At 68.3% G+C, this 18,758-nt stretch carries 19 protein-coding genes and 1 pseudogene; 9 read left to right on the plus strand and 11 right to left on the minus strand.

Translation table 11 applies throughout. The annotated features are described in order from the left end of the window. Positions 1–83: 83 nt before the first annotated feature. From C6A87_RS06575 to sdhC, 4 genes and pseudogenes are all read right to left on the minus strand, one after another. Entirely contained in the window at positions 84–854 is a 771-nt protein-coding gene (locus tag C6A87_RS06575; RefSeq protein WP_311116513.1) for a succinate dehydrogenase iron-sulfur subunit, read from the minus strand. A 1-nt stretch (position 855) separates the two neighbouring features. Beyond that, positions 856–2,609 (minus strand): annotated as a pseudogene (gene sdhA, locus C6A87_RS06580) (succinate dehydrogenase flavoprotein subunit). 24 nt (positions 2,610–2,633) lie between these two features. Next, the gene (locus tag C6A87_RS06585) at positions 2,634–3,053 is read right to left on the minus strand and encodes a succinate dehydrogenase hydrophobic membrane anchor subunit (protein ID WP_311117833.1); all 420 of its coding nucleotides are present in this window, start codon (positions 3,051–3,053) and stop codon (positions 2,634–2,636) included. Positions 3,054–3,118: 65 nt separating this feature from the next. Next, positions 3,119–3,547, minus strand: a complete 429-nt coding sequence (sdhC, locus tag C6A87_RS06590) for a succinate dehydrogenase, cytochrome b556 subunit (protein ID WP_311116514.1) — start codon at positions 3,545–3,547, stop codon at positions 3,119–3,121. Between the two features lie 220 nt (positions 3,548–3,767). Here sdhC and C6A87_RS06595 point away from each other — a divergent pair, with 220 nt between their 5' ends. The 3 genes from C6A87_RS06595 to C6A87_RS06605 are packed head-to-tail and all read left to right on the plus strand — an operon-like array spanning position 3,768 to position 6,630. After that, the gene (locus tag C6A87_RS06595; RefSeq protein ID WP_311116515.1) at positions 3,768–4,187 is read left to right on the plus strand and encodes a cytidine deaminase; all 420 of its coding nucleotides are present in this window, start codon (positions 3,768–3,770) and stop codon (positions 4,185–4,187) included. Next, positions 4,184–5,512 (plus strand): thymidine phosphorylase, encoded by a 1,329-nt coding sequence (locus tag C6A87_RS06600; RefSeq protein ID WP_311116516.1) that lies wholly within the window; start codon positions 4,184–4,186, stop codon positions 5,510–5,512. Before C6A87_RS06595 ends, C6A87_RS06600 begins: the two co-directional genes overlap by 4 nt. Before the next feature lie 29 nt (positions 5,513–5,541). Then, on the plus strand, positions 5,542–6,630 hold the full coding sequence (locus C6A87_RS06605) for an adenosine deaminase (RefSeq protein WP_311116517.1): 1,089 nt from the start codon (positions 5,542–5,544) through the stop codon (positions 6,628–6,630). Between the two features lie 49 nt (positions 6,631–6,679). On the opposite strand, the gene C6A87_RS06610 is transcribed toward C6A87_RS06605, so the two are convergent. Then, complete coding sequence (locus C6A87_RS06610) at positions 6,680–7,927, minus strand: primosomal protein (protein ID WP_311116518.1); 1,248 nt, start codon at positions 7,925–7,927, stop codon at positions 6,680–6,682. Positions 7,928–8,060: 133 nt separating this feature from the next. Here C6A87_RS06610 and C6A87_RS06615 point away from each other — a divergent pair, with 133 nt between their 5' ends. Further along, a complete protein-coding gene (locus C6A87_RS06615; protein WP_311116519.1) occupies positions 8,061–8,933 on the plus strand; it encodes an LLM class F420-dependent oxidoreductase in 873 nt (290 codons plus the stop codon). Between the two features lie 84 nt (positions 8,934–9,017). Here the strand turns inward: C6A87_RS06615 and C6A87_RS06620 are convergent, their stop codons facing one another. Both C6A87_RS06620 and C6A87_RS06625 read right to left on the minus strand, forming a co-directional pair. Then, the gene (locus C6A87_RS06620; protein ID WP_311116520.1) at positions 9,018–10,124 is read right to left on the minus strand and encodes a C40 family peptidase; all 1,107 of its coding nucleotides are present in this window, start codon (positions 10,122–10,124) and stop codon (positions 9,018–9,020) included. Next, entirely contained in the window at positions 10,124–10,432 is a 309-nt protein-coding gene (locus tag C6A87_RS06625; protein ID WP_311116521.1) for a type VII secretion target, read from the minus strand. The genes C6A87_RS06620 and C6A87_RS06625 overlap by 1 nt, the downstream gene beginning before the upstream one ends. A 51-nt stretch (positions 10,433–10,483) precedes the next feature. Between C6A87_RS06625 and upp the strand changes: the two genes are divergently transcribed. Continuing rightward, the gene (gene upp / locus C6A87_RS06630) at positions 10,484–11,107 is read left to right on the plus strand and encodes a uracil phosphoribosyltransferase (RefSeq protein ID WP_311116522.1); all 624 of its coding nucleotides are present in this window, start codon (positions 10,484–10,486) and stop codon (positions 11,105–11,107) included. A 10-nt stretch (positions 11,108–11,117) separates the two neighbouring features. Here the strand turns inward: upp and C6A87_RS06635 are convergent, their stop codons facing one another. Both C6A87_RS06635 and C6A87_RS06640 read right to left on the minus strand, forming a co-directional pair. Continuing rightward, a complete protein-coding gene (locus tag C6A87_RS06635) occupies positions 11,118–11,564 on the minus strand; it encodes a hypothetical protein (RefSeq protein WP_311116523.1) in 447 nt (148 codons plus the stop codon). After that, positions 11,516–12,724, minus strand: a complete 1,209-nt coding sequence (locus C6A87_RS06640; protein WP_311116524.1) for an esterase-like activity of phytase family protein — start codon at positions 12,722–12,724, stop codon at positions 11,516–11,518. The genes C6A87_RS06635 and C6A87_RS06640 overlap by 49 nt, the downstream gene beginning before the upstream one ends. A gap of 316 nt (positions 12,725–13,040) precedes the next feature. On the opposite strand from C6A87_RS06640, the gene C6A87_RS06645 reads away from it, so the two are divergent. Both C6A87_RS06645 and C6A87_RS06650 read left to right on the plus strand, forming a co-directional pair. Beyond that, entirely contained in the window at positions 13,041–13,856 is an 816-nt protein-coding gene (locus tag C6A87_RS06645; RefSeq protein WP_311116525.1) for a helix-turn-helix transcriptional regulator, read from the plus strand. A 101-nt stretch (positions 13,857–13,957) separates the two neighbouring features. Further along, positions 13,958–15,145 carry a cytochrome P450 gene (locus C6A87_RS06650; protein ID WP_311116526.1) on the plus strand — a complete coding sequence of 396 codons (1,188 nt, stop codon included), beginning with the start codon at positions 13,958–13,960 and terminating at the stop codon, positions 15,143–15,145. A gap of 212 nt (positions 15,146–15,357) precedes the next feature. Here C6A87_RS06650 and C6A87_RS06655 read toward each other — a convergent pair whose 3' ends face one another. Further along, positions 15,358–16,089: a creatininase family protein gene (locus tag C6A87_RS06655; protein ID WP_311116527.1), complete on the minus strand. Its 732-nt coding sequence runs from the start codon at positions 16,087–16,089 to the stop codon at positions 15,358–15,360. A 335-nt stretch (positions 16,090–16,424) separates the two neighbouring features. On the opposite strand from C6A87_RS06655, the gene C6A87_RS06665 reads away from it, so the two are divergent. Both C6A87_RS06665 and C6A87_RS06670 read left to right on the plus strand, forming a co-directional pair. Then, positions 16,425–16,607 carry a hypothetical protein gene (locus tag C6A87_RS06665; protein ID WP_311118173.1) on the plus strand — a complete coding sequence of 61 codons (183 nt, stop codon included), beginning with the start codon at positions 16,425–16,427 and terminating at the stop codon, positions 16,605–16,607. Between the two features lie 122 nt (positions 16,608–16,729). Beyond that, on the plus strand, positions 16,730–17,974 hold the full coding sequence (locus C6A87_RS06670) for a cytochrome P450 (RefSeq protein WP_311116528.1): 1,245 nt from the start codon (positions 16,730–16,732) through the stop codon (positions 17,972–17,974). On the opposite strand, the gene C6A87_RS06675 is transcribed toward C6A87_RS06670, so the two are convergent. Further along, positions 17,965–18,741, minus strand: coding sequence for an alpha/beta hydrolase (locus C6A87_RS06675; RefSeq protein WP_311116529.1), 777 nt, complete (start codon positions 18,739–18,741; stop codon positions 17,965–17,967). The two genes, C6A87_RS06670 and C6A87_RS06675, sit on opposite strands and share 10 nt — an antisense overlap. Positions 18,742–18,758: the final 17 nt, after the last annotated feature.

Here is an 18,758-nt window from a genome sequence, read left to right on the forward strand (position 1 = left end):
GGACAGTATCGACATGTCATCCCCCTTGCGAATTCGGCGCGCTATGCGACACAGGGTGTCGCATAGCGCGCCGAATTCACCGGTCAGCGGGCGAACATCAACGCGCGCTTGACCTCTTGGATCGCCTTGGTCACCTGGATGCCACGCGGGCAGGCCTCGGTGCAGTTGAACGTCGTGCGGCAGCGCCACACACCGTCGACGTCGTTGAGGATGTCCAGCCGCTCGGCGGCACCCTCGTCACGCGAATCGAAGATGAACCGGTGGGCGTTGACGATTGCGGCCGGGCCGAAGTAGGAGCCCTCGCTCCAGTACACCGGGCAGCTCGTGGTGCAGCACGCGCACAGGATGCACTTGGTGGTGTCGTCGTAGCGGGCGCGGTCGGTCTGGCTCTGAATCCGTTCGCGCGTAGGCTGATTCCCCGAGGTGATCAGGTAGGGCTTGATCGCGCGGAACGCGTCGAAGAACGGCTCCATGTCGACGACGAGATCCTTCTCCACGGGCAGGCCGCGGATCGGCTCGATCGTGATGGTGAGCTGCTTCTTCGGGTTCTTCGGCAGCATGTCGCGCATCAGCACCTTGCACGCCAACCGGTTGACGCCGTTGATGCGCATCGCATCCGAGCCGCACACGCCGTGCGCGCAGGACCGGCGGAACGTCAAAGTCCCGTCCAGGTACCACTTCACGTAGTGCAGCAGGTTCAGCAGCCGGTCGCTCGGCAGGCACGGCACCCGGAAGCTCTGCCAACCGGCGTCGTCGGGCGCCTCCGGGTTGAACCGGGCGATCTTCAGGGTGACCATCACCGCGCCCTCGGGCACGGGGGGAGTCTCTTGCTTGTCCAGAACAGGCGCGCTCATGTCAGTACTTCCGTTCCATCGGCTCATACCGCGTCATGACGACGGGCTTGTAGTCCAATCGGATGTCGGAGAGCAGATCGGTGCCCTCCTTGTACGCCATGGTGTGGCGCATGTAGTTGGTGTCGTCGCGGTTGGGGTAGTCCTCGCGGGCGTGTCCGCCGCGAGATTCCTTGCGGTTCAACGCTCCCACCACGGTGACCTCGGCCAGCTCCAGCAGGAAGCCCAGCTCGATGGCTTCCAGGAGATCGCTGTTGTAGCGCTTGCCCTTGTCCTGCACGGTGATTCGCGAGTACCGCTCCTTCAGCGCGTGGATGTCGGTCAGCGCCTGCTTGAGGGTCTCCTCGGTGCGGAACACCGCGGCGTTGTTGTCCATCGACTGCTGCAGCGCACCGCGGATGTCGGCGACGCGCTCGTTGCCGTGCTCGCTCAAGATGTCGCCGACCCAGCCGACGACCATGTCCGCGGGCTTCTCCGGCAGGTCGACGAAGTCGTGGCCCAGCGCGTAGTTCGCCGCGGCGATGCCGGCGCGGCGGCCGAACACGTTGATGTCCAGCAGCGAGTTGGTGCCCAGCCGGTTGGCGCCGTGCACCGACACGCACGCGCACTCGCCGGCGGCGTACAGGCCGGGGATGACTGTGGTGTTGTCCGAGAGCACCTGGCCGTTGACCGTGGTCGGGATGCCACCCATGACGTAGTGGCAGGTCGGGTAGACGGGCACGAGCTCCTTGACGGGGTCCACGCCGAGGTAGGTGCGGGCGAACTCGGTGATGTCGGGCAGCTTGGCTTCCAGCACGTCCTCGCCGAGGTGGCGCACGTCGATGTAGACGTAGTCCTTGTTGGGGCCGGCGCCGCGGCCCTCCAGCACCTCCAGCACCATCGAGCGGGCCACGATGTCGCGGGGGGCCAGGTCGACGATCGTCGGCGCGTAACGCTCCATGAAGCGTTCGCCCTCGCCGTTGAGCAACCGGCCGCCCTCGCCGCGCACGGCTTCGGAGATCAGGATGCCCAGGCCGGCCAGACCTGTCGGGTGGAACTGGTGGAACTCCATGTCCTCCAGCGGAAGTCCCTTACGGAAGATGATGCCGAGGCCGTCGCCGGTCAGCGTGTGCGCGTTCGACGTGGTCTTGTACATCCGTCCCGAGCCGCCGGTCGCGAACACGATCGCCTTGGCATGGAACACGTGGATGTCGCCGGTGGCCAGCTCGTAGGCGATGACGCCGGTGGCCACCGGGCCCGACGGGGTGTCGGTCAGCGAGATGTCGAGGGCGTAGAACTCGTTGAAGAACTCGACGTCGTGCTTGACGCAGTTTTGGTACAGCGTCTGCAGGATCATGTGGCCGGTGCGGTCGGCGGCGTAGCAGGCGCGGCGCACGGGCGCCTTGCCGTGGTCGCGGGTGTGGCCGCCGAAGCGGCGCTGGTCGATGCGGCCCTCGGGGGTGCGGTTGAACGGCATCCCCATCTTCTCCAGGTCGAGCACCGCGTCGATGGCCTCCTTGGCCATGATCTCGACGGCGTCCTGGTCGGCCAGGTAGTCACCGCCCTTGACGGTGTCGAACGTGTGCCACTCCCAGTTGTCTTCCTCGACGTTGGCCAGCGCGGCGCACATGCCGCCCTGGGCCGCGCCGGTGTGGGAGCGGGTGGGGTAGAGCTTGGTCAGCACGGCGGTCCGGACCCGGGGCCGGCTTCGACGGCCGCCCGCATGCCTGCTCCACCGGCGCCGACGATCACGACGTCGTAGCGGTGTTCAATGATCATTTCTGGATCACTCGGCCCTTCTGGTCAGGAGATCGTCGCGTCGAACGTCAGCAGCACGTAGGTCCCCAGGACCAGGGTGAACACGATCGACAGCGCCAGCAAGGAGTTGAGCCAGAACTTGGTGGAGTCCTTGCGGGTGTAGTCGGCGATGATCGTGCGCATCCCGTTGCCGCCGTGCAGCTGGGCCAGCCACAGCAGCAGCAGGTCCCAGGTCTGCCAGAACGGCGACGACCAGCGCTCGGCGACGTAGTTGAAGTCGATGCGGTACACACCGTCTTGCCACATCAACATGATGAACAGGTGGCCCAGCGCCAGGAAGATCAGCACGATCCCCGAGAAGCGCATGAACAGCCAGGTGTACTTCTCGAAGTTCGGCATCCCGCCCGAGCGGCGCGGCGCCCGTGGATTGTCCAGGCCGGCGGGCCGGTCGAAGCTGCGCTGCATGACGGGTGCGGGCCCGCCGCGCTCAGAGACGTGGTCGTACGGGTTCTCGGCCCGTCCGGCGGCGGTCACAGGAACCGCTCCGCCATGTGCATGCCGATCACGCCGAGCGAGGCGATCATGACGGCCAGCCAGATGCCGGCGATCACCCACAGCATCAGCCGCTGGTACTTCGGCCCGTCTTTCCAGAAGTCGATCAGGATCACTCGAACTCCGTTGAGTGCGTGGTAGAGCACGGCGGCGACGAGGCCGATCTCCATGAGCCCGACGATCGGGCTCTTGTAGGTCTCGATGACCTGGTTGTAGGCCTCCGGGCTGACCCGAACCAGGGCGGTGTCGAGCACGTGCACGAACAGGAAGAAGAAGATGGTCGCACCAGAGATGCGATGCAGCACCCAGGACCACATGCCCGGGTCACCGCGGTAGAACGTCCGGCGGCGCTGCGGGTGCGATCGCGGTGCCGGTATGTCGGTATCAGCGGATGTCGCCGTACTCATGTGACCCTCCAACGCCATCGGTGGACGTCTGAAGCTCGCTCCTGCTTTCGGAGCCCCAAACCTCGGGGCGACTCTAATCCCCTACGTGCTGTGGAACGAACTAGCGTGAGGCCGTATGCCCTGGTTCCAGGGTAGAAGTTAGGGTCGCCTATCTGGGATTTCGGGTCACGGGACGGGGTGTTCGGAATGGATTCAGAATCAACTCGGGTGGCATGACGCGATGACGCATGTTGACTGGAACATGTTGCGCCGCAAGGCAATCGACGCATCTGTGCACGCCTACGCGCCGTATTCGCGGTTTCGGGTGGGCGCGGCCGCGCTGGTCGACGATGGGCGGATGATCGCCGGCTGCAATGTGGAAAATGTCTCATATGGCCTGGGTCTCTGTGCCGAGTGCGCAGTGGTCTGCGCCCTACATTCCGGCGGCGGCGGACAACTGGTCGCGCTGTCCTGCGTGGGCCCCGACGGGGAGTTGCTGATGCCCTGTGGGCGGTGCCGGCAGCTACTCCTCGAACACGGCGGGCCGGACATGCTGATCGACCATCCGCTCGGCCCGCGACCGCTGCGCGCGCTGCTTCCCGACGCGTTCGGACCGGACGATCTGGCCCGAAATCGGCTGCCTGCCGAGGAAACACCGTGACCGGCCTCACATCGCAGACGTCACCTCTCGACGCGCCGACGGTGATCCGGACCAAGCGCGACGGCGGTGTGCTCTCCGACGCCGCGATCGACTGGGTGATCGACGGCTACACCCACGGCCGCGTTGCCGACGCGCAGATGTCGGCGCTGCTGATGGCGATCTTCCTGCGCGGCATGACCAACGGCGAGATCGCCCGCTGGACCGCGGCGATGATCGACTCAGGGGAGCGGCTGGATTTCGGCGACCTGCGCCGGGACGGCAAACCACTGAGGCTGGTGGACAAACACTCCACCGGCGGTGTGGGAGACAAGATCACGATCCCGCTGGTGCCCGTGGTGATGGCCTGCGGTGGTGCGGTGCCGCAGGCGGCCGGGCGGGGCCTCGGCCACACCGGCGGCACCCTGGACAAATTGGAGTCGATCCCCGGATTCACCGCCGAGATCTCCAAAGATCAGATCCGCCAACAACTTCGTGAGCTCGGCGCGGCGATCTTCGCCGCCGGGGAGCTGGCTCCGGCCGACCGGAAGATCTACGCGCTGCGCGACGTCACGGCCACCACCGAGTCGCTGCCGCTGATCGCGAGCTCGGTGATGAGCAAGAAGATCGCCGAGGGCGCCCGTGCGCTGGTGCTCGACACGAAGGTCGGTTCCGGGGCGTTTCTGGCCACCGAGGACGAATCCCGGCAACTCGCGCGCACCATGGTCGAGCTCGGCGCCGAGCACGGTGTGCCGACCCGGGCGCTGCTGACCGACATGAACACTCCGCTCGGGCGCACCGTCGGCAACGCCGTCGAGGTCGTCGAATCGCTGGAGGTGCTCGAGGGCGGCGGTCCCGACGACGTGGTCGAGCTGACGCTGGCCCTGGCCCGGGAGATGTGCGACGCCGCGGGCCTGGACGGCGTCGATCCGGCGCAGACGCTGCGCGACGGCACCGCGATGGACTGCTTCCGCCGGCTGGTGGCCGCGCAGGGCGGAGACGTCACCAAACTTTCCGCTGACGTTCTGCCTCTGGGTGCGCATTCCGACACCGTGCGCGCCCCACGCGGTGGCACCATGGGAGACATCGACGCGATGGCGGTGGGACTGGCGGTGTGGCGGCTGGGAGCAGGTCGCTCGGCCCCCGGTGAACAGGTGCAGTTCGGCGCCGGAATGCGCATCCACCGCAGGCCCGGGGAGCCCGTCGCCGCTGGTGAGCCGCTGTTCACCCTCTACACCGACACCCCGGAACGCCTCGCAGGGGCCACCGCCGAACTCGACGGCGCGTGGAGCGTCGGCGATCAGTCCCCGGCCGCGCGTCCGCTCATCATCGATCGGATCAGCATGTAGAAAGGCTCCGTCGTGAGAAAGGTTTCGTCGTGACGACACCGTTGACGTTCGACAACATCCGGCGCGCACCCAAGGCGCTGCTGCACGACCATCTCGACGGCGGCCTGCGGCCGGCGACGGTGCTGGACCTGGCCGAGCAGTACGGCTACGAGGACCTGCCGGCCACCGACGCCGACGGCCTGGCCACGTTCTTCCGCACCGCCGCGCACAGCGGATCCCTGGAGCGATACCTGGAGCCGTTCGCGCACACGGTCGGCGTCATGCAGACCCCGGACGCGTTGCACCGCGTCGCCCGCGAATGCGTCGAGGACCTGGCCGAGGACAACGTCGTCTACGCCGAGATCCGGTTCGCCCCCGAACTGCACATCGACGGCGGGCTGAGCCTGGACTCCGTCGTCGACGCGGTACTGGCGGGGTTCGCCGACGGCGAGAAGTCCGCCGCCGCCGACGGCCGCATCATCACCGTGCGCTGCCTGGTCACCGCGATGCGGCACGCCGCGCGCTCGCGCGAGATCGCCGAGCTCGCGATCCGGTTCCGCGACAAAGGCGTGGTCGGGTTCGACATCGCAGGCGCCGAGGCCGGTTACCCGCCCACCCGCCACCTCGACGCGTTCGAGTACATGCGAGGCAACAACGCGCGCTTCACCATTCACGCCGGCGAGGCGTTCGGGCTGCCGTCGATCCACGAGGCGATCGCGTTCTGCGGTGCCGACCGGCTCGGCCACGGGGTGCGCATCGTCGACGACATCGAACTCGACGCCGACGGCAACGCCAAGCTGGGCCGGCTGGCGTCGCTGCTCCGGGACAAACGGATTCCATTCGAGATGTGCCCGAGCTCCAACGTGCAGACCGGCGCGGTCGCCAGCATCGCCGAGCACCCGTTCGACCAGCTGGCCCGGCTGCGGTTCCGGGTCACGGTCAACACCGACAACCGGCTGATGAGCGACACCACGATGAGCATGGAGATGCTGCGCCTGGCCGAGACTTTCGGCTACGGGTGGAGCGATCTGGAGCGTTTCACGATCAACGCGATGAAGTCGGCGTTCATCGCGTTCGACCAGCGGCTGGCCATCATCGACGAGGTGATCAAACCGCGCTACGCCGTGCTCGTCGGTTAGGCGAATCGGGCGCGCCCAGGCACCTCGAGGGTGCTCAGGCGCGCCGGATTCACTCCTCGCGCAGGCGGGATTCGGCGAACGACTCCAGCGACTCCCACTGCGCGACCGCATCGGCGTAGGGCCCGCTCGGCCGCGGCTTCGCCGGGTCCAGCACGTGGGCGATGACCTTGCCGAGCGCGGTCCCCGGGGCGAGCTTGGCCTCCACGCTGGTGTCCTCGGAGTAGTCGCCGATGTCGCGTAGCAACTCGACGGCCAGCTCGAGCTGGTCGTGGTCGAGCGCGTCGGGGCCCTCGGCGAGGTCGTCGACGATGCCGGTCAGCACATAGATGTTGTCGTCAGTGACCTCGACACGCAGCGAGCCGTCGGTGGCCGCAGTGCGGATGTCGTCGTAGGTGGCCAGGTCGGACAGGTCGTGATCGTGCTCGTCGGCCAGGTAGCGGGCCAGCGCGCGCTCGGACGGGAACACACTGATCCGGCCGTTGCGGCCGAGGAAGATCGGATGGTCGTCGAGGTAGCAGCGCAGCGTGAAGAACGTCCCGCGGCTGGTCATGATCCGGACCGGGTCGATGCCGACGCGGACCCAGAAGTCCTTGTCGCTGCCCAGCACCTTGGTCGCGGCCTCGGCGGCCAGGGAGTCGGACTCCTCCTCGGTGTCCACCACGTCGTCGATGATCAGGTCGTCCTCGTCGGGCTCCGGGGCCGGCTCGTCGAGCTCGGCCTGGGCCTTCTGCACCGCGGCGCTGTCCACCTCCGGGATGACGATGATCTCGTCGAGCGCCTCGATCACCTTGTCCCAGCCGCGGGCGATGATCTTCTCGATCTCGGCCCAGCGCTTGCGTCCGGCGCGACCGGCAAACGCCTCCACGCCGCCGCCGACGGTGCCCAGCATCGGGTTGCCGTTGAAGAACTTGGTGACCGCGGGCAGCTCGCACACCGATCCCAGCGACGACACCACCGCAAGCGCGCCGTGCAGCGCCCGCACGCTGTCCTCGGTCGGCTTCTGCGCGAGCAGTTCCTCGATCACGACCAGGTCGTGGGTGTGGTCCTCAGTCGGAACGAGCCGGTGGGCGTTGGCCTCGGTGAGCTTCTGCCACGCCGGGTGGTCGACCAGGTCGTTGTCGGTGCTGGTGCGGACGAAGGCCGTCAGGTCGGCCACCGATTCGAGGACGTAGAGGTCCTCGTCCTTGCCGAGGAAGGCCTCCCACTCGTCGCCGTCGGCACGCCACCGCGGCGCCCACAGTGTGTACACGTCGCCCTTGGTCAGCGTCAGCCCGATCGGCACGATGTCAGCAGCCATGCGGCACAGCCTAACGACCTGGCCTGCGGGCATCGGGGGCATGGCTGTGCTTTGGCCCGGGCGCGTCGCACCGTTGCCGTACCGCAACCCGTTCGACGCTCGGGATGTTCGTCACGCCTGCCATGATCGCCGGGTGACCAGACTCGGCCTGCACGGCCTCGGTATCGGTGCGGGCGCGCAGCGCACCGTCATCGATGCGGTGGCAGCGGCGGCCGAGCGGTCGGGCTTCGCGACGCTGTGGGTGGGCGAGCACGTGGTGATGGTCGACGAACCCGGGTCGACCTACCCCTACAGCGACGACGGCCAGCTGGGAATCTCCTCGCAGACCGACTGGCTGGACCCGATGGTCACGCTGAGCTTCGCCGCGGCGGCGACCAACCGCATCGAGTTGGCCACCGGGGTGCTGCCGCTGCCCGAACGCAACCCGGTCGCCACCGCCAAGCAGGCCGCGTCGCTGGACCGGATGACCGGCGGCCGGCTGTCGCTGGGCGTCGGCATCGGATGGTCTAAGGAGGAGTACGACGCGCTCGGGGTGCCGTTCGACGAGCGCGGACGCCGGCTGGCCGAGTACGTCGAGGCGATGCGCACCCTGTGGCGCGACGACGTCGCATCGTTCTCCGGCGAGTTCGTGTCCTTCGACGCCGTGCGCGTGAACCCCAAGCCCCACGGCCGGTCGATCCCGATCGTCCTCGGCGGCAACTCCGATGCGGCGTTGCGGCGCGTCGCCGAGTGGGGCGACGGCTGGTACGGCTTCCACCTCGCCGATGTCGAGGAGGCGGCCTCGCGGGCGTCGAAGCTGCGGGCGCTGTGCCGGGAGGTGGGCCGCGACCCGGCCGATCTGAGGTTGGCGGTCTCGTTGCAGGACCCGGTGCCCGCCGACTCGGGCCGGCTGGCCGACGCGGGCATCGACGAGTTGGTCCTCGTCGCCTCCCCACCCGCCGACCCGATCGCCGCCGAGGCGTGGATCGCCGAGCTGGCCGGCAAGTGGATGCGCGTCCGCACCTGAGCTCACCCCTCCCGCCGAAATTGCATTCCATGCGCGAACGAGCGGGTGCTGACCGCATGGAATGCGGTTTCGGCGAAGGCCGGGTCAGGCGGTGGGCCGCCAGAAGCCCTGGAACCCCTGACCGGCGTTGGCGGTGCGCACAGGCGACAGCTGCACGGGATCGCCCGCCTCGACCATGATGCCGTTGCCGACGATCATCGCGACGTGGCCGTCCCACACCGCGAGGTCGCCGGGCAGCAGCGCGCCCGCGGCGACCGCGCGGCCGATGTCCTGCTCCTGGGCCAGTCGCGGGAGGTCGAGTCCCGCCTCGCGGTACGCCCACTGCGTCAGCCCGCTGCAGTCCAGCCCGACCCCGGGCGTGGTGCCGCCCCACTGATAGGGCACGCCGAGCTGGGTCAGCGCGTGCCGGACCGCGCCGGCCGCGATCGCGTTGGGCGCCATCACGACCGTCCCGTCGGGCAGGCGTACGGCCACACCTTCACCGAACGACGCCGCGTCCGGCGTCTCCGCGCCGTCGGGACGGGTGAATGCGGCCGGCTCCGCGAACCCGCCGCCACCCAGGCCGCCCGCACCCAGAGCGCCCGGTCCCGCGCCGAAGCCCGGCGAGCCGACCGCCGGAGCGCCGGCCGCCGGCGCACTCACCCCCGGTGCGGCTCCGCCGGAGCTGAACCCGGCCGGAGCCGTCGCCGCCGACGCCTCCACCGCGGCCGCCTGACCGTCCAGTTCGGCCGACAGCTCCTCGACCACCGCGATCGCCCGGGCCAGCGCGTCACGGGCCTCGGTCAGCAGTTCCCGGGCCACCCCCGGCGAATCCAGATGCGGTTCCAGCGCGGTTGCCCGAGCCTCGAAGTCCTCGACGATGTGCTGGAGTCGGCGGTGGGCGCGGGCCACCGCGGCGGCGGCATCGGCGGCCACCACGCCGAGCCCGCCTGCCCGCTCGGCGGCGGCGTCGATCGCCGAAGCCGTCGACGTCGCGAACGCCGCGGCCGCGTCCGCCCCGTCTCCCGACCAACTGTCGCCGGTGCGCCGCCACGCCTGGCTCGCCGATCCGGCCACCTCGGCGAGCATCGCGCGCACCCCGTCGAGCTCGGCCGCCGGATCGGATGCCGGCACGCCCGACCAGCCGGGGCCGACCAGCTGTTGGACCCGCCGGATCGGCGCAGCCAGCGCGGCGACCGTCGGGCCAGGCATCACCACGGCCCGATGACCCGCGCGGCCGCGGCGTCCTCGGAGACGTCGTAGGCGCGTGCCGAGCCCGACGCGGCGGTGCCCCCTTCCGTGAGACGGCCGCCGACCGCGCCGAGGAAACCGGCCTGCTGTTGGACCGTCCGGGAAAGCGACGCCAGGAACCGGGCCCCGACGGGTCCGAACATGGGCGCTGCCGCGGCGGCCGCGCCGGCCAGCCGTGCCGCGGCGGTATCGAGGTCGGCGGCGTGCGCGGTGCAGGCGGCTCCGTAAGCGCGGAGGGACGCGGTGTCCACGGACAGTGGGGCGGGCATATGGATAGGACGCCGGGAACGGCTGCCCGGTTCCCGTTAAGGTCTGGTCCCATGGATGTGCGCGTGGTGGATCACCCGCTGGCCGCGGCGCGGCTCACGACCCTGCGCGACGAGCGCACCGACAACGCAGGCTTCCGCGCCGCGCTGCGCGACCTCACGCTGATGCTGGTCTACGAGGCCACCCGGGACCTCGAGGTCGACGTCGTGCCGGTGCGCACCCCGGTGTGTGAGACCGCGGGGACGCGGTTGGCCTCTCCGCCGCTGCTGGTCCCGGTGCTGCGCGCCGGTCTCGGCATGGTCGATCAGGCGCATGCGCTGATCCCGGAGGCGCGGGTCGGCTTCGTCGGGGTCGCCCGCAACGAGGAGACCCACCAGCCCACGCCCTACCTGGAGTCGCTGCCCGAGGACCTCAGTCACCAACCGGTGATCGTGCTGGACCCGATGCTGGCCACCGGCGGTTCGATGGCGCACACGCTGGAGCTGCTGTACGCCCGCGATGCCGTGGACGTCACCGCGATCTGTGTCGTCGTGGCCCCGGAGGGCCTCAAGGCACTCGAAAAGGTCGCCCCGCGCCTGAAACTGTTCACCGCCACGATCGACTCCGGCCTCAACGACATCGCCTACATCGTTCCCGGTCTGGGCGACGCGGGGGACCGCCAGTTCGGGCCGCGCTGACCGACCCGGGTCACAGGGCGCACAGCGCCGCGCGCAGCCGGCCGTCGAGGTCGCCGTCGCCGAACTGGTAGAGCGGGCCGCCCCCGTCGGACAGCACCCGCCGGATCCGTGCCATCCCTTTGGCCTGCACCGGCCGTGGTGAACGCAGTCGGTCGACGATCAGCTCGACGGCGTCGCCGGCCAGGCGAATATTGCTACGGTGCAGAGGGATTCGTCCGGTCCGCCACGCGCTTGCGTCATGGGCGTCGGCGGCCACCCGCTGGAGTGAGCCCGCGATGCGCTGCCGCTCCCGCCGGGATTCCAGGCGCCGGGCATGGGCTGCCAGAGGCGTGCCGGGTTTGCCGGTGAAGCCCAGAGCCAGCTGCTCATCCAATCGGCCGGCGAATGTCCATGCGGTGAGGCGTGCGGTCAACGAGCGGGAATCGGGGTCTCGGAGGGTGAAGGGGGCGTCGAGCATGATTCTTCCTTTCCTGAAAGGCTCTGGGGGGTGGTGCACGTCGCATTCCCGACAGCGAACGCCAGCACCTGGGTGACCTGGTCGGCGGCGAAGTCGTCGTCGCTGACGGCCACGACGGTCGGGCGGCCGTCGGGTAGTGCGGGCCCGAGGGTCATCCCCTCGAGGTTGGCCACCGGCCCGAGGTGGGGGGTGGCGGCGAGATCGGCGAGCAGGGTCTTGCTCATCGACGACACCGGACGGCCGTCGAGGGCGGGCACATCCATGATGTCCTGCGCGTCGCCGATCTCCGCGTGGTAGATCCGTGCCGAGGTACGGGAGCCACGTCCCCGTTCGAGGATCAGGAAGTTGGAGTCGTCCAGCGCCAGGAGATCGGACAGCCCGTTGTCGCCGCCACTTCCCGAGGTGACCGGGTCCAGTGCGTAGGCGTACTGCGCAGTGGGTTCGAGAGTGTCGGGATCGAACCGGGTGATCCGGGTCAGCGCACCACGCACCGGCGTCGGGCGCGGCCCGTCCTCGAACAGCGGACCCTCCATAGCCGCGAACAAGGAGTCTCCGCTGGGCGTCAGGGACAGGCCCTCCAGCGCGAGATTCTGGCGTGGGCCGTGGTCATCGGCCGACATGAGCAGGTTGGTCGGCATCGTGAACTCGCCGAGTCCGCTCCCGTCGAAGTCGACGATCCGCACCGACGGGTCCTGTAGGACACTCGAATTCGGTTCATCGACGAGTCTCTGCCCCTCGCCGGCCCAGTAGATCCGTTGACGGCGGCTGTCGACGGCGATCCCCTCGGGGTCCGGCGGCACGAACGAGGCGCGGGTATCGGTGCTCGCCGCGTGGAACTCGGTCCGCCGGGCAGGGGACAGCGGGCGGGAATCGAGGAACTCCACGGATTGAATACCGTTGGCCTGCAGTTCGATTCGGGATACATAAAACCGGGTCGGCCCGTTTCCCAGCTGGTCGTCGGTGACGAGGTAGTACACGTCGCCGACCGGGTCGTAACTGATGCCGGACAACCCGCCGATCACCGAGGTGCCGACGGTCGACAGATGCGGAACCTGTGACTGTCCCAGATACGTCAGGGCGGCGGGGGTGGTGTGGGTCGACGTGCAGCCGGCGGCCGCGACGGACGCGGCCAGCAGCGTGACGCAGAGGTGACGCTTCATGCCGTCACCGTTGACGGCAGATAGTTGTGGCGCATTGTCTGTCCTTTGATCTGGAATGCTCCGGAGGGGTGAATGGGTCGGGCCGGGAACCGAGTGACGGTGTGACCCGGCGGCCTGTCCGGAGCGGGCCGCGTTAACACAGTGAATCGCACCGTGCATTGCGGAGAGAAGGCAGGACTTTTCCTAGGAGGATGACAACCACCCTGAGAGGGTTGGATTCTCGCCACGGAGCACGGTACAGCGGCCCTCGGAACTCGGCTCGGGTTCGCCGAATTTGGTTGTAGCCAAAGGATACCGCCGGGCATACACTCAGGGGGTGTCCAAGAAGAACCATCCGCTCGCGGAGTTCTTGCGCACCCACCGGAACAAGCTCCAGCCCGCCGATGTCGGGATACCAGCCGGTGGTCGTCGCCGCGTCGCCGGCCTTCGACGCGAAGAGGTGGCCGGGCTGGCGGGGATCAGCACCGACTACTACCACCGGATCGAACAAGGCAGGGAGCGGCCGTCGGATCAGGTGCTCGACGCGATCGCGCGGACTCTGCGGCTGAGCCCGGACGCGGCCGAGTACCTGAGAAATCTGGTGACGAACCATATTCCGCGCCAGAACCTCGCGAGGCCGCAGCGGCTGTTGAACCCGGCGCTGCAGGTCCTGATCGACGGCTGGCCCGTCTCGCCCGCACACGTTCACGACGTCAGCGTCAGCGTGGTGATGGCCAATCCGACCGCGGCGGCGTTGTCTCCGAGTTTTGCGACCGGTGGTAATCCGTTGCGCAGCCTCTTTCTCGACGAGCAGATGCGCGAGTTCTACCGCAACTGGGACGGGTTGACCGCGTGGGCGGTCCGCTGGCTGCGCGACTTCGTCGGGCGCCACCCGGATCCGAAGCTGCACGCGCTGATCGACGAATTGCACAGCCGAAGTGCACGGTTCGGCTCACTGTGGGGCACCTACGACGTCCGCGGACACAGCCGCGGTCTGCTGTTGATCGATCACCCGGTAGTGGGACCGCTCGACCTGCATTTCCAGCATCTGAACCTGCGCGGAAGCGAGTACACCATGGTCACCTACTGGGCGGAACCGCAGTCCCCGTCCGACCGCGCACTGCGCCGGCTGGCGGAGATCCAGGGTTTCTGATCGGTGGCCTGTCGCATACTAGGAGAATTCCGGACTGGGTAAGGTCCTGCGACGCCGTCACGATGAAGCATGCACTCGACCGATGACGGGACCGCGGGACAATGCTGAGGCTGGGACCCTCGTTCATCCAAAACCCCCATCCGGCTTACGATCTGCTGCGTCGGCAGGGCGCCGCGCACCAGATCGAGATGGCGGGAGGTGTGCCGGTATGGCTGATCACCCGTTATGCGGAGGCCAGGAGTCTGCTCGCCGATCCACGACTGTGCAAGGACGGCGCCACCGCAAGCGCCCTCTACCCGGCCGGCACCGACGTATCGGTCGCGGTGTGGGGCGACAACATGCTCTTCCGGGATCCACCCGACCACACGAGGCTGAGGCGGTTCGTCACCGCGGCGTTCACCGCGCACTCCGTCGAGAAGCTACGGTCCACGGTCGCGGCGATCGTAGATGAATTGCTCGCTGCGGTGGCCGCGTCGGCGCCTGGGCCCGTGGATCTGATGCAGGCGCTGGCCCGGCCGCTACCGATCAGGGTGCTCGATGAGCTGCTCGGGGTTCCGCCGGACCATCGGGACCGGTTCTACTTCCTCGCAGCGCTCATGTTCACCAGTGCTGACGCTGCTGAGTTGACCTGTGCACAGGGACAACTGACGCAACTGCTGAGGATGATGATGGCAGTCAAGCGTGACCAACCGGCCGATGACCTGCTGAGTGGGCTGATCCACCTCCGGGAGAACGGCGATCGGCTCAGCGAAGAAGAGCTGCTGGGGACCGCGTGCCTGTTGATCGTCGCCGGTTACGAGACGACTGCGAACCTGATCGGCAACGGTGTGTTGGCGCTGCTGACCCACGAGGCGCAATTGCACGCGCTCCGCGCCGACCGGTCACTGCTGCCCGCTACGGTCGAGGAGGCTCTGCGTTACGACAGTCCCGTGAACGCCGCGAGTGTCCGTTTCACCAATGCCCCGATCCAGCTGGGCGAGGTGACGATTCCTGCCGGGCATCTGGTCTTGATCGCGCTGCAGTCGGCCAATCGTGACGTCGCACAGTTCGCCGGCCCGCACCGGTTCGACCTGTCCCGCACCGGCAATCGTCACCTCGCCTTCGGTCATGGTGCGCACTACTGCCTCGGAGCGCCGCTGGCCCGAATGCAAGCCGAGATCGCCTTCGACGGGCTGCTGTCACGATTCGACCGCATCGAACTGGCCCGGTCCGAACCCCTGCGGTACCGGCCGAGCACCCTGCTGCGGGGTCTGCACACACTGCCTGTTCTGCTCGGACGCTCCGACTGAGTGCCGTGGTGTCAGAGCAGTTCCATCACGACGACGAGCAGTGCGGCCGTGAGAATGACCGTACGCACCACGGAAACGACTGTACCTCTGTAGAACTCGGAAGTCCGGTCATGTTCCGGATGCATGAACACATCGTCACCGGCGCGGGGGAGTCCATCCAGGCAGCGTCGTCACCACCGTCGTGCGACTGCGGGAAGCGTTCATGCTGGGCCTCACTGCAGGGGTTCGGTTTCGTCGCGGGCCCGGCGCAGTAGCGCGACGACGCCGTCGACGATCGCGTCGAAGAGCAGTGCGCCCGAATCCGCGCTGGCCGAGGTGGGGGAGCCCACCACTCCGCTGCGCGTCACGTCGGGCATCGCGTAGGTCAGCACGCGGGTGGAGGTGCGGTCCTCCTCGTCGACTGCACGGTCGAGGGAGACCAGCCCGGCGTCGAGGTGAAGCAGCATCGACGTCTCGGCGGCGTTGGCGTGCGGGTCGTCCGCGTCGCCGAAGTATCCTGCGCGGGCCTGCGGCGTGATGTCGTACAGCGACGCAAAACGCGTGTGCAAAGAAGGGATCTCGTGTCGGAGGGTGAGAAGCGCACTCTTCGTGGGTGGGCCGTTGGTGGCGTGGGCGTTGATCACCACCATCTTGCGGAAACCGGAGCTGAACACCCACCGCCCGATGTCGGTGACGAGCGCGGTCAGCGTCGAGACCGACAGTGACAGCGTCCCCGGCCAACGGGCCGTATGCCCGAGGGAACACCCGTATGCCAACGCGGGCAGCCCGACGTTACCGGTCCGGGCGACCGCGGCCTCGACCGCAGCGGTGGCGAGAAGGGTGTCCGTGCCAGTGGGCAGATGGGACCCGTGCTGTTCGACCGCGCCCATCGGCAGCACCGCCACGGCGCCCGAACGTGCGGCGTCGGCCACCTCATCTCGACTCAAATCGCTCCAGTTGGGCATGGCCGCGGATTGTCCCTCCTACGACCGGTCATCGTCGGTCGCGACCTAGAAGTTATGTCCCCGAAGGGGATCGAACCAGGCCTGCCATCAAACTATGGTCACGTTGCACGGGACTCCGCCGTGAAGAAGACTCCGCCGTGAAGAAGTGGCCGACTTGGCGGGGATGAGCGCCGACTACTACCACCGCATCGAGCAGGGCCGGGAACGGCCGTCCGACCAGGTCCTCGATGACCAGATGCGTGAGTTCTACCGCGACTGGGAGAGTATGACGGCGTGGGCGGGTCCGGTGGCTGCGCGATTTCGCCGGAGAACAGCAGAACCCGGAGCTCGACGCGGTGATCGACGAATTACGCACCTGCAGTGTTCTTTTCGATCAGCTGTGGGTCCACCACGACGTCGTGAAGCACGGCGGCGGTCTGCTTCTGGTCAGCGACCACATCATGTCCACCTACTGGGCCGACCCGGGCTCGCCGTCGGAGCGCGCATTGCGCAGGTTGACGGTCTGCGAGGTGTCTTGAACCGATCCTGGGTGTCCGTCTACTAGGTGAAGTTCAGCCTGGGTATCCCCGCGGCGTGTCGGCACGCTGGAGCGCAACAGCCATCGGCACAGCCGCTTCACCGACGACGGGACCGAGAAACGATGTTGAAGCTGGGAGCTTCGTTCATCCAGAATCCGCACCCCACCTATGACATGTTGCGCAGGCAGGGCCCTGCCCACCAGGTCGAGGTGTGGGGCGGGGTGCGGGTGTGGCTGGTCACCCGGTACGCGGAAGCTCGGCTTCTGCTGGCGGATTCGCGGCTTCGTAAGGACGGCGGCATCGCGAGCGGGCTGTTCCCCGCAGGCACCGACGGTTCCATCGGTTCGGTGCTGGGCGACAACATGCTGTTCCGCGACCCACCCGATCACACCCGGCTGCGCCGGTTCGTCACCTCGGCGTTCACCGCGCATTCCGTTCGGCGCCTGCGGCCCGCGATCGTCGGGATCGCCGACGAGCTGCTCGACGTGATGGCCGAGAAGGCGCCCGGGCAGCTGGATCTGATGCAGTCGCTGGCGCAGCCGCTGCCGATCCGGGTGATCGGCGAACTGCTCGGCGTGCCGCCCGGCGAGCACGACCGGTTCTCCTCGCTGGCCATGCCGATCTTCACCAGCACCGACCCCGACGAGTTGGCGTTCGTCCAGCGGGAATTGACACATCTGCTCCGTGGGATGTTGGCGGCCAAGCGCGAACAGCCGGCTGACGACGTGCTCGGACATCTGGTCCACCTGCGTGACGACGGGGATCAGCTGACTGAAAAGGAATTGCTGGGCACCGCGTTCCTGTTGATCGTCGCCGGTTACGAGACCACTGTGAACCTGATCGGCAACGGAATGCTGGCGCTGCTGCGCAACCCGATGCAGATGCGTGCACTGCGCCGCGACCGGTCGCTGCTGCCCGCGGCGGTGGACGAGGCGCTGCGGTTCGAAAGTCCGCTGAACACCGCGACGGTCCGGTTCACCTGCGCACCGGTCACCGTGGGTGAGGTCGAGATACCCGCCGGTCAGCTGGTGCTGATCGGGTTGCAGTCGGCCAACCGCGACATGATCCAGTTTCCCGGAGCCAACCGCTTCGACATCTTCCGCCCCGTGAACCGGCACCTCGCGTTCGGCCACGGGGTACACCACTGCATCGGGGCTCCGCTGGCCCGGATGGAAGGCGAGATCGCCGTCGACCGGTTGTTGTCCCGGTTCGAGGCCATCGAACTGGTCGATACCGAGCCGCTGCGGTACCGGCCGAGCACGTTGATGCGGGGCCTGGAACGGCTCCCGGTCCGGGTGGGGTCACCGAGCACGGTCGCGCACTCCGACGAGCGTGTCGTCTCGGTCGTCGCATCCGATCAGAGTTGACCGGATTCCTTGGCGGCGCGGTCGATCACGTCGGCGACGGCGCGCGGGTGAGTGAGGAACAGCACGTGGCTGCCCTCGACCTCGGTGATCTCGGCGCCGATGCGCTGGGCGGTCTGGCGCAGCATCCTCGGATCGATCGCCTCGTCCTGAGTGGCCACCACCGCCCAGCTCGGCTTGGTCCGCCACGCGGCCTGCGTGAGCTTCTCCTCGAACGCCGCCATCCGTACGGGCACCTGCGCATCGCGCAGGAACGCCGCTTCCTGGTCGCTGGTGTCGGCGGCGAAACCGGCCTTGAACTTCTCGTCGTTCAGGAACCCGAAGCCGTCCGGGCCGGTGTCGATGACGAAGTCGGGCGGGGCCGGGTAGTCGGCGTACTGCTGGCCGGTGGTCTCCCCGGCGTCAGGCGCCAGGCCCGATACATACACCAGGCCGGTCACCTTCGGGTCCACCCCGGCCTCGGTGATGACGCTGCCGCCCCAGGAGTGGCCGACGAGCACGGTCGGGCCGTCCTGGCGGTCCAGGACGCGTTTGGTCGCGGCGACGTCGTCGGCCAGTGAGGTGAGGGGGTTCTGGACGATGGTCACCCGGTAGCCGCGGGCGGTCAGTTCGTCGTGGACCCCGCGCCAGCCGGATCCGTCGGCGAAGGCGCCGTGCACCAGCACGACGTTGCGCACCTCGGCGGGTTGGGCGTGTGCCGCGCCGCCGGGGGCGAGGACGGCCACCGCCACGGCGGCGGTGACGACGAGGCTGCGGAGTTGGCTGCTCATGATTGTCCTTCCGGCGG

Source organism: Mycobacterium sp. ITM-2016-00317, from assembly GCF_002968295.1.
Lineage (GTDB): Bacteria > Actinomycetota > Actinomycetes > Mycobacteriales > Mycobacteriaceae > Mycobacterium.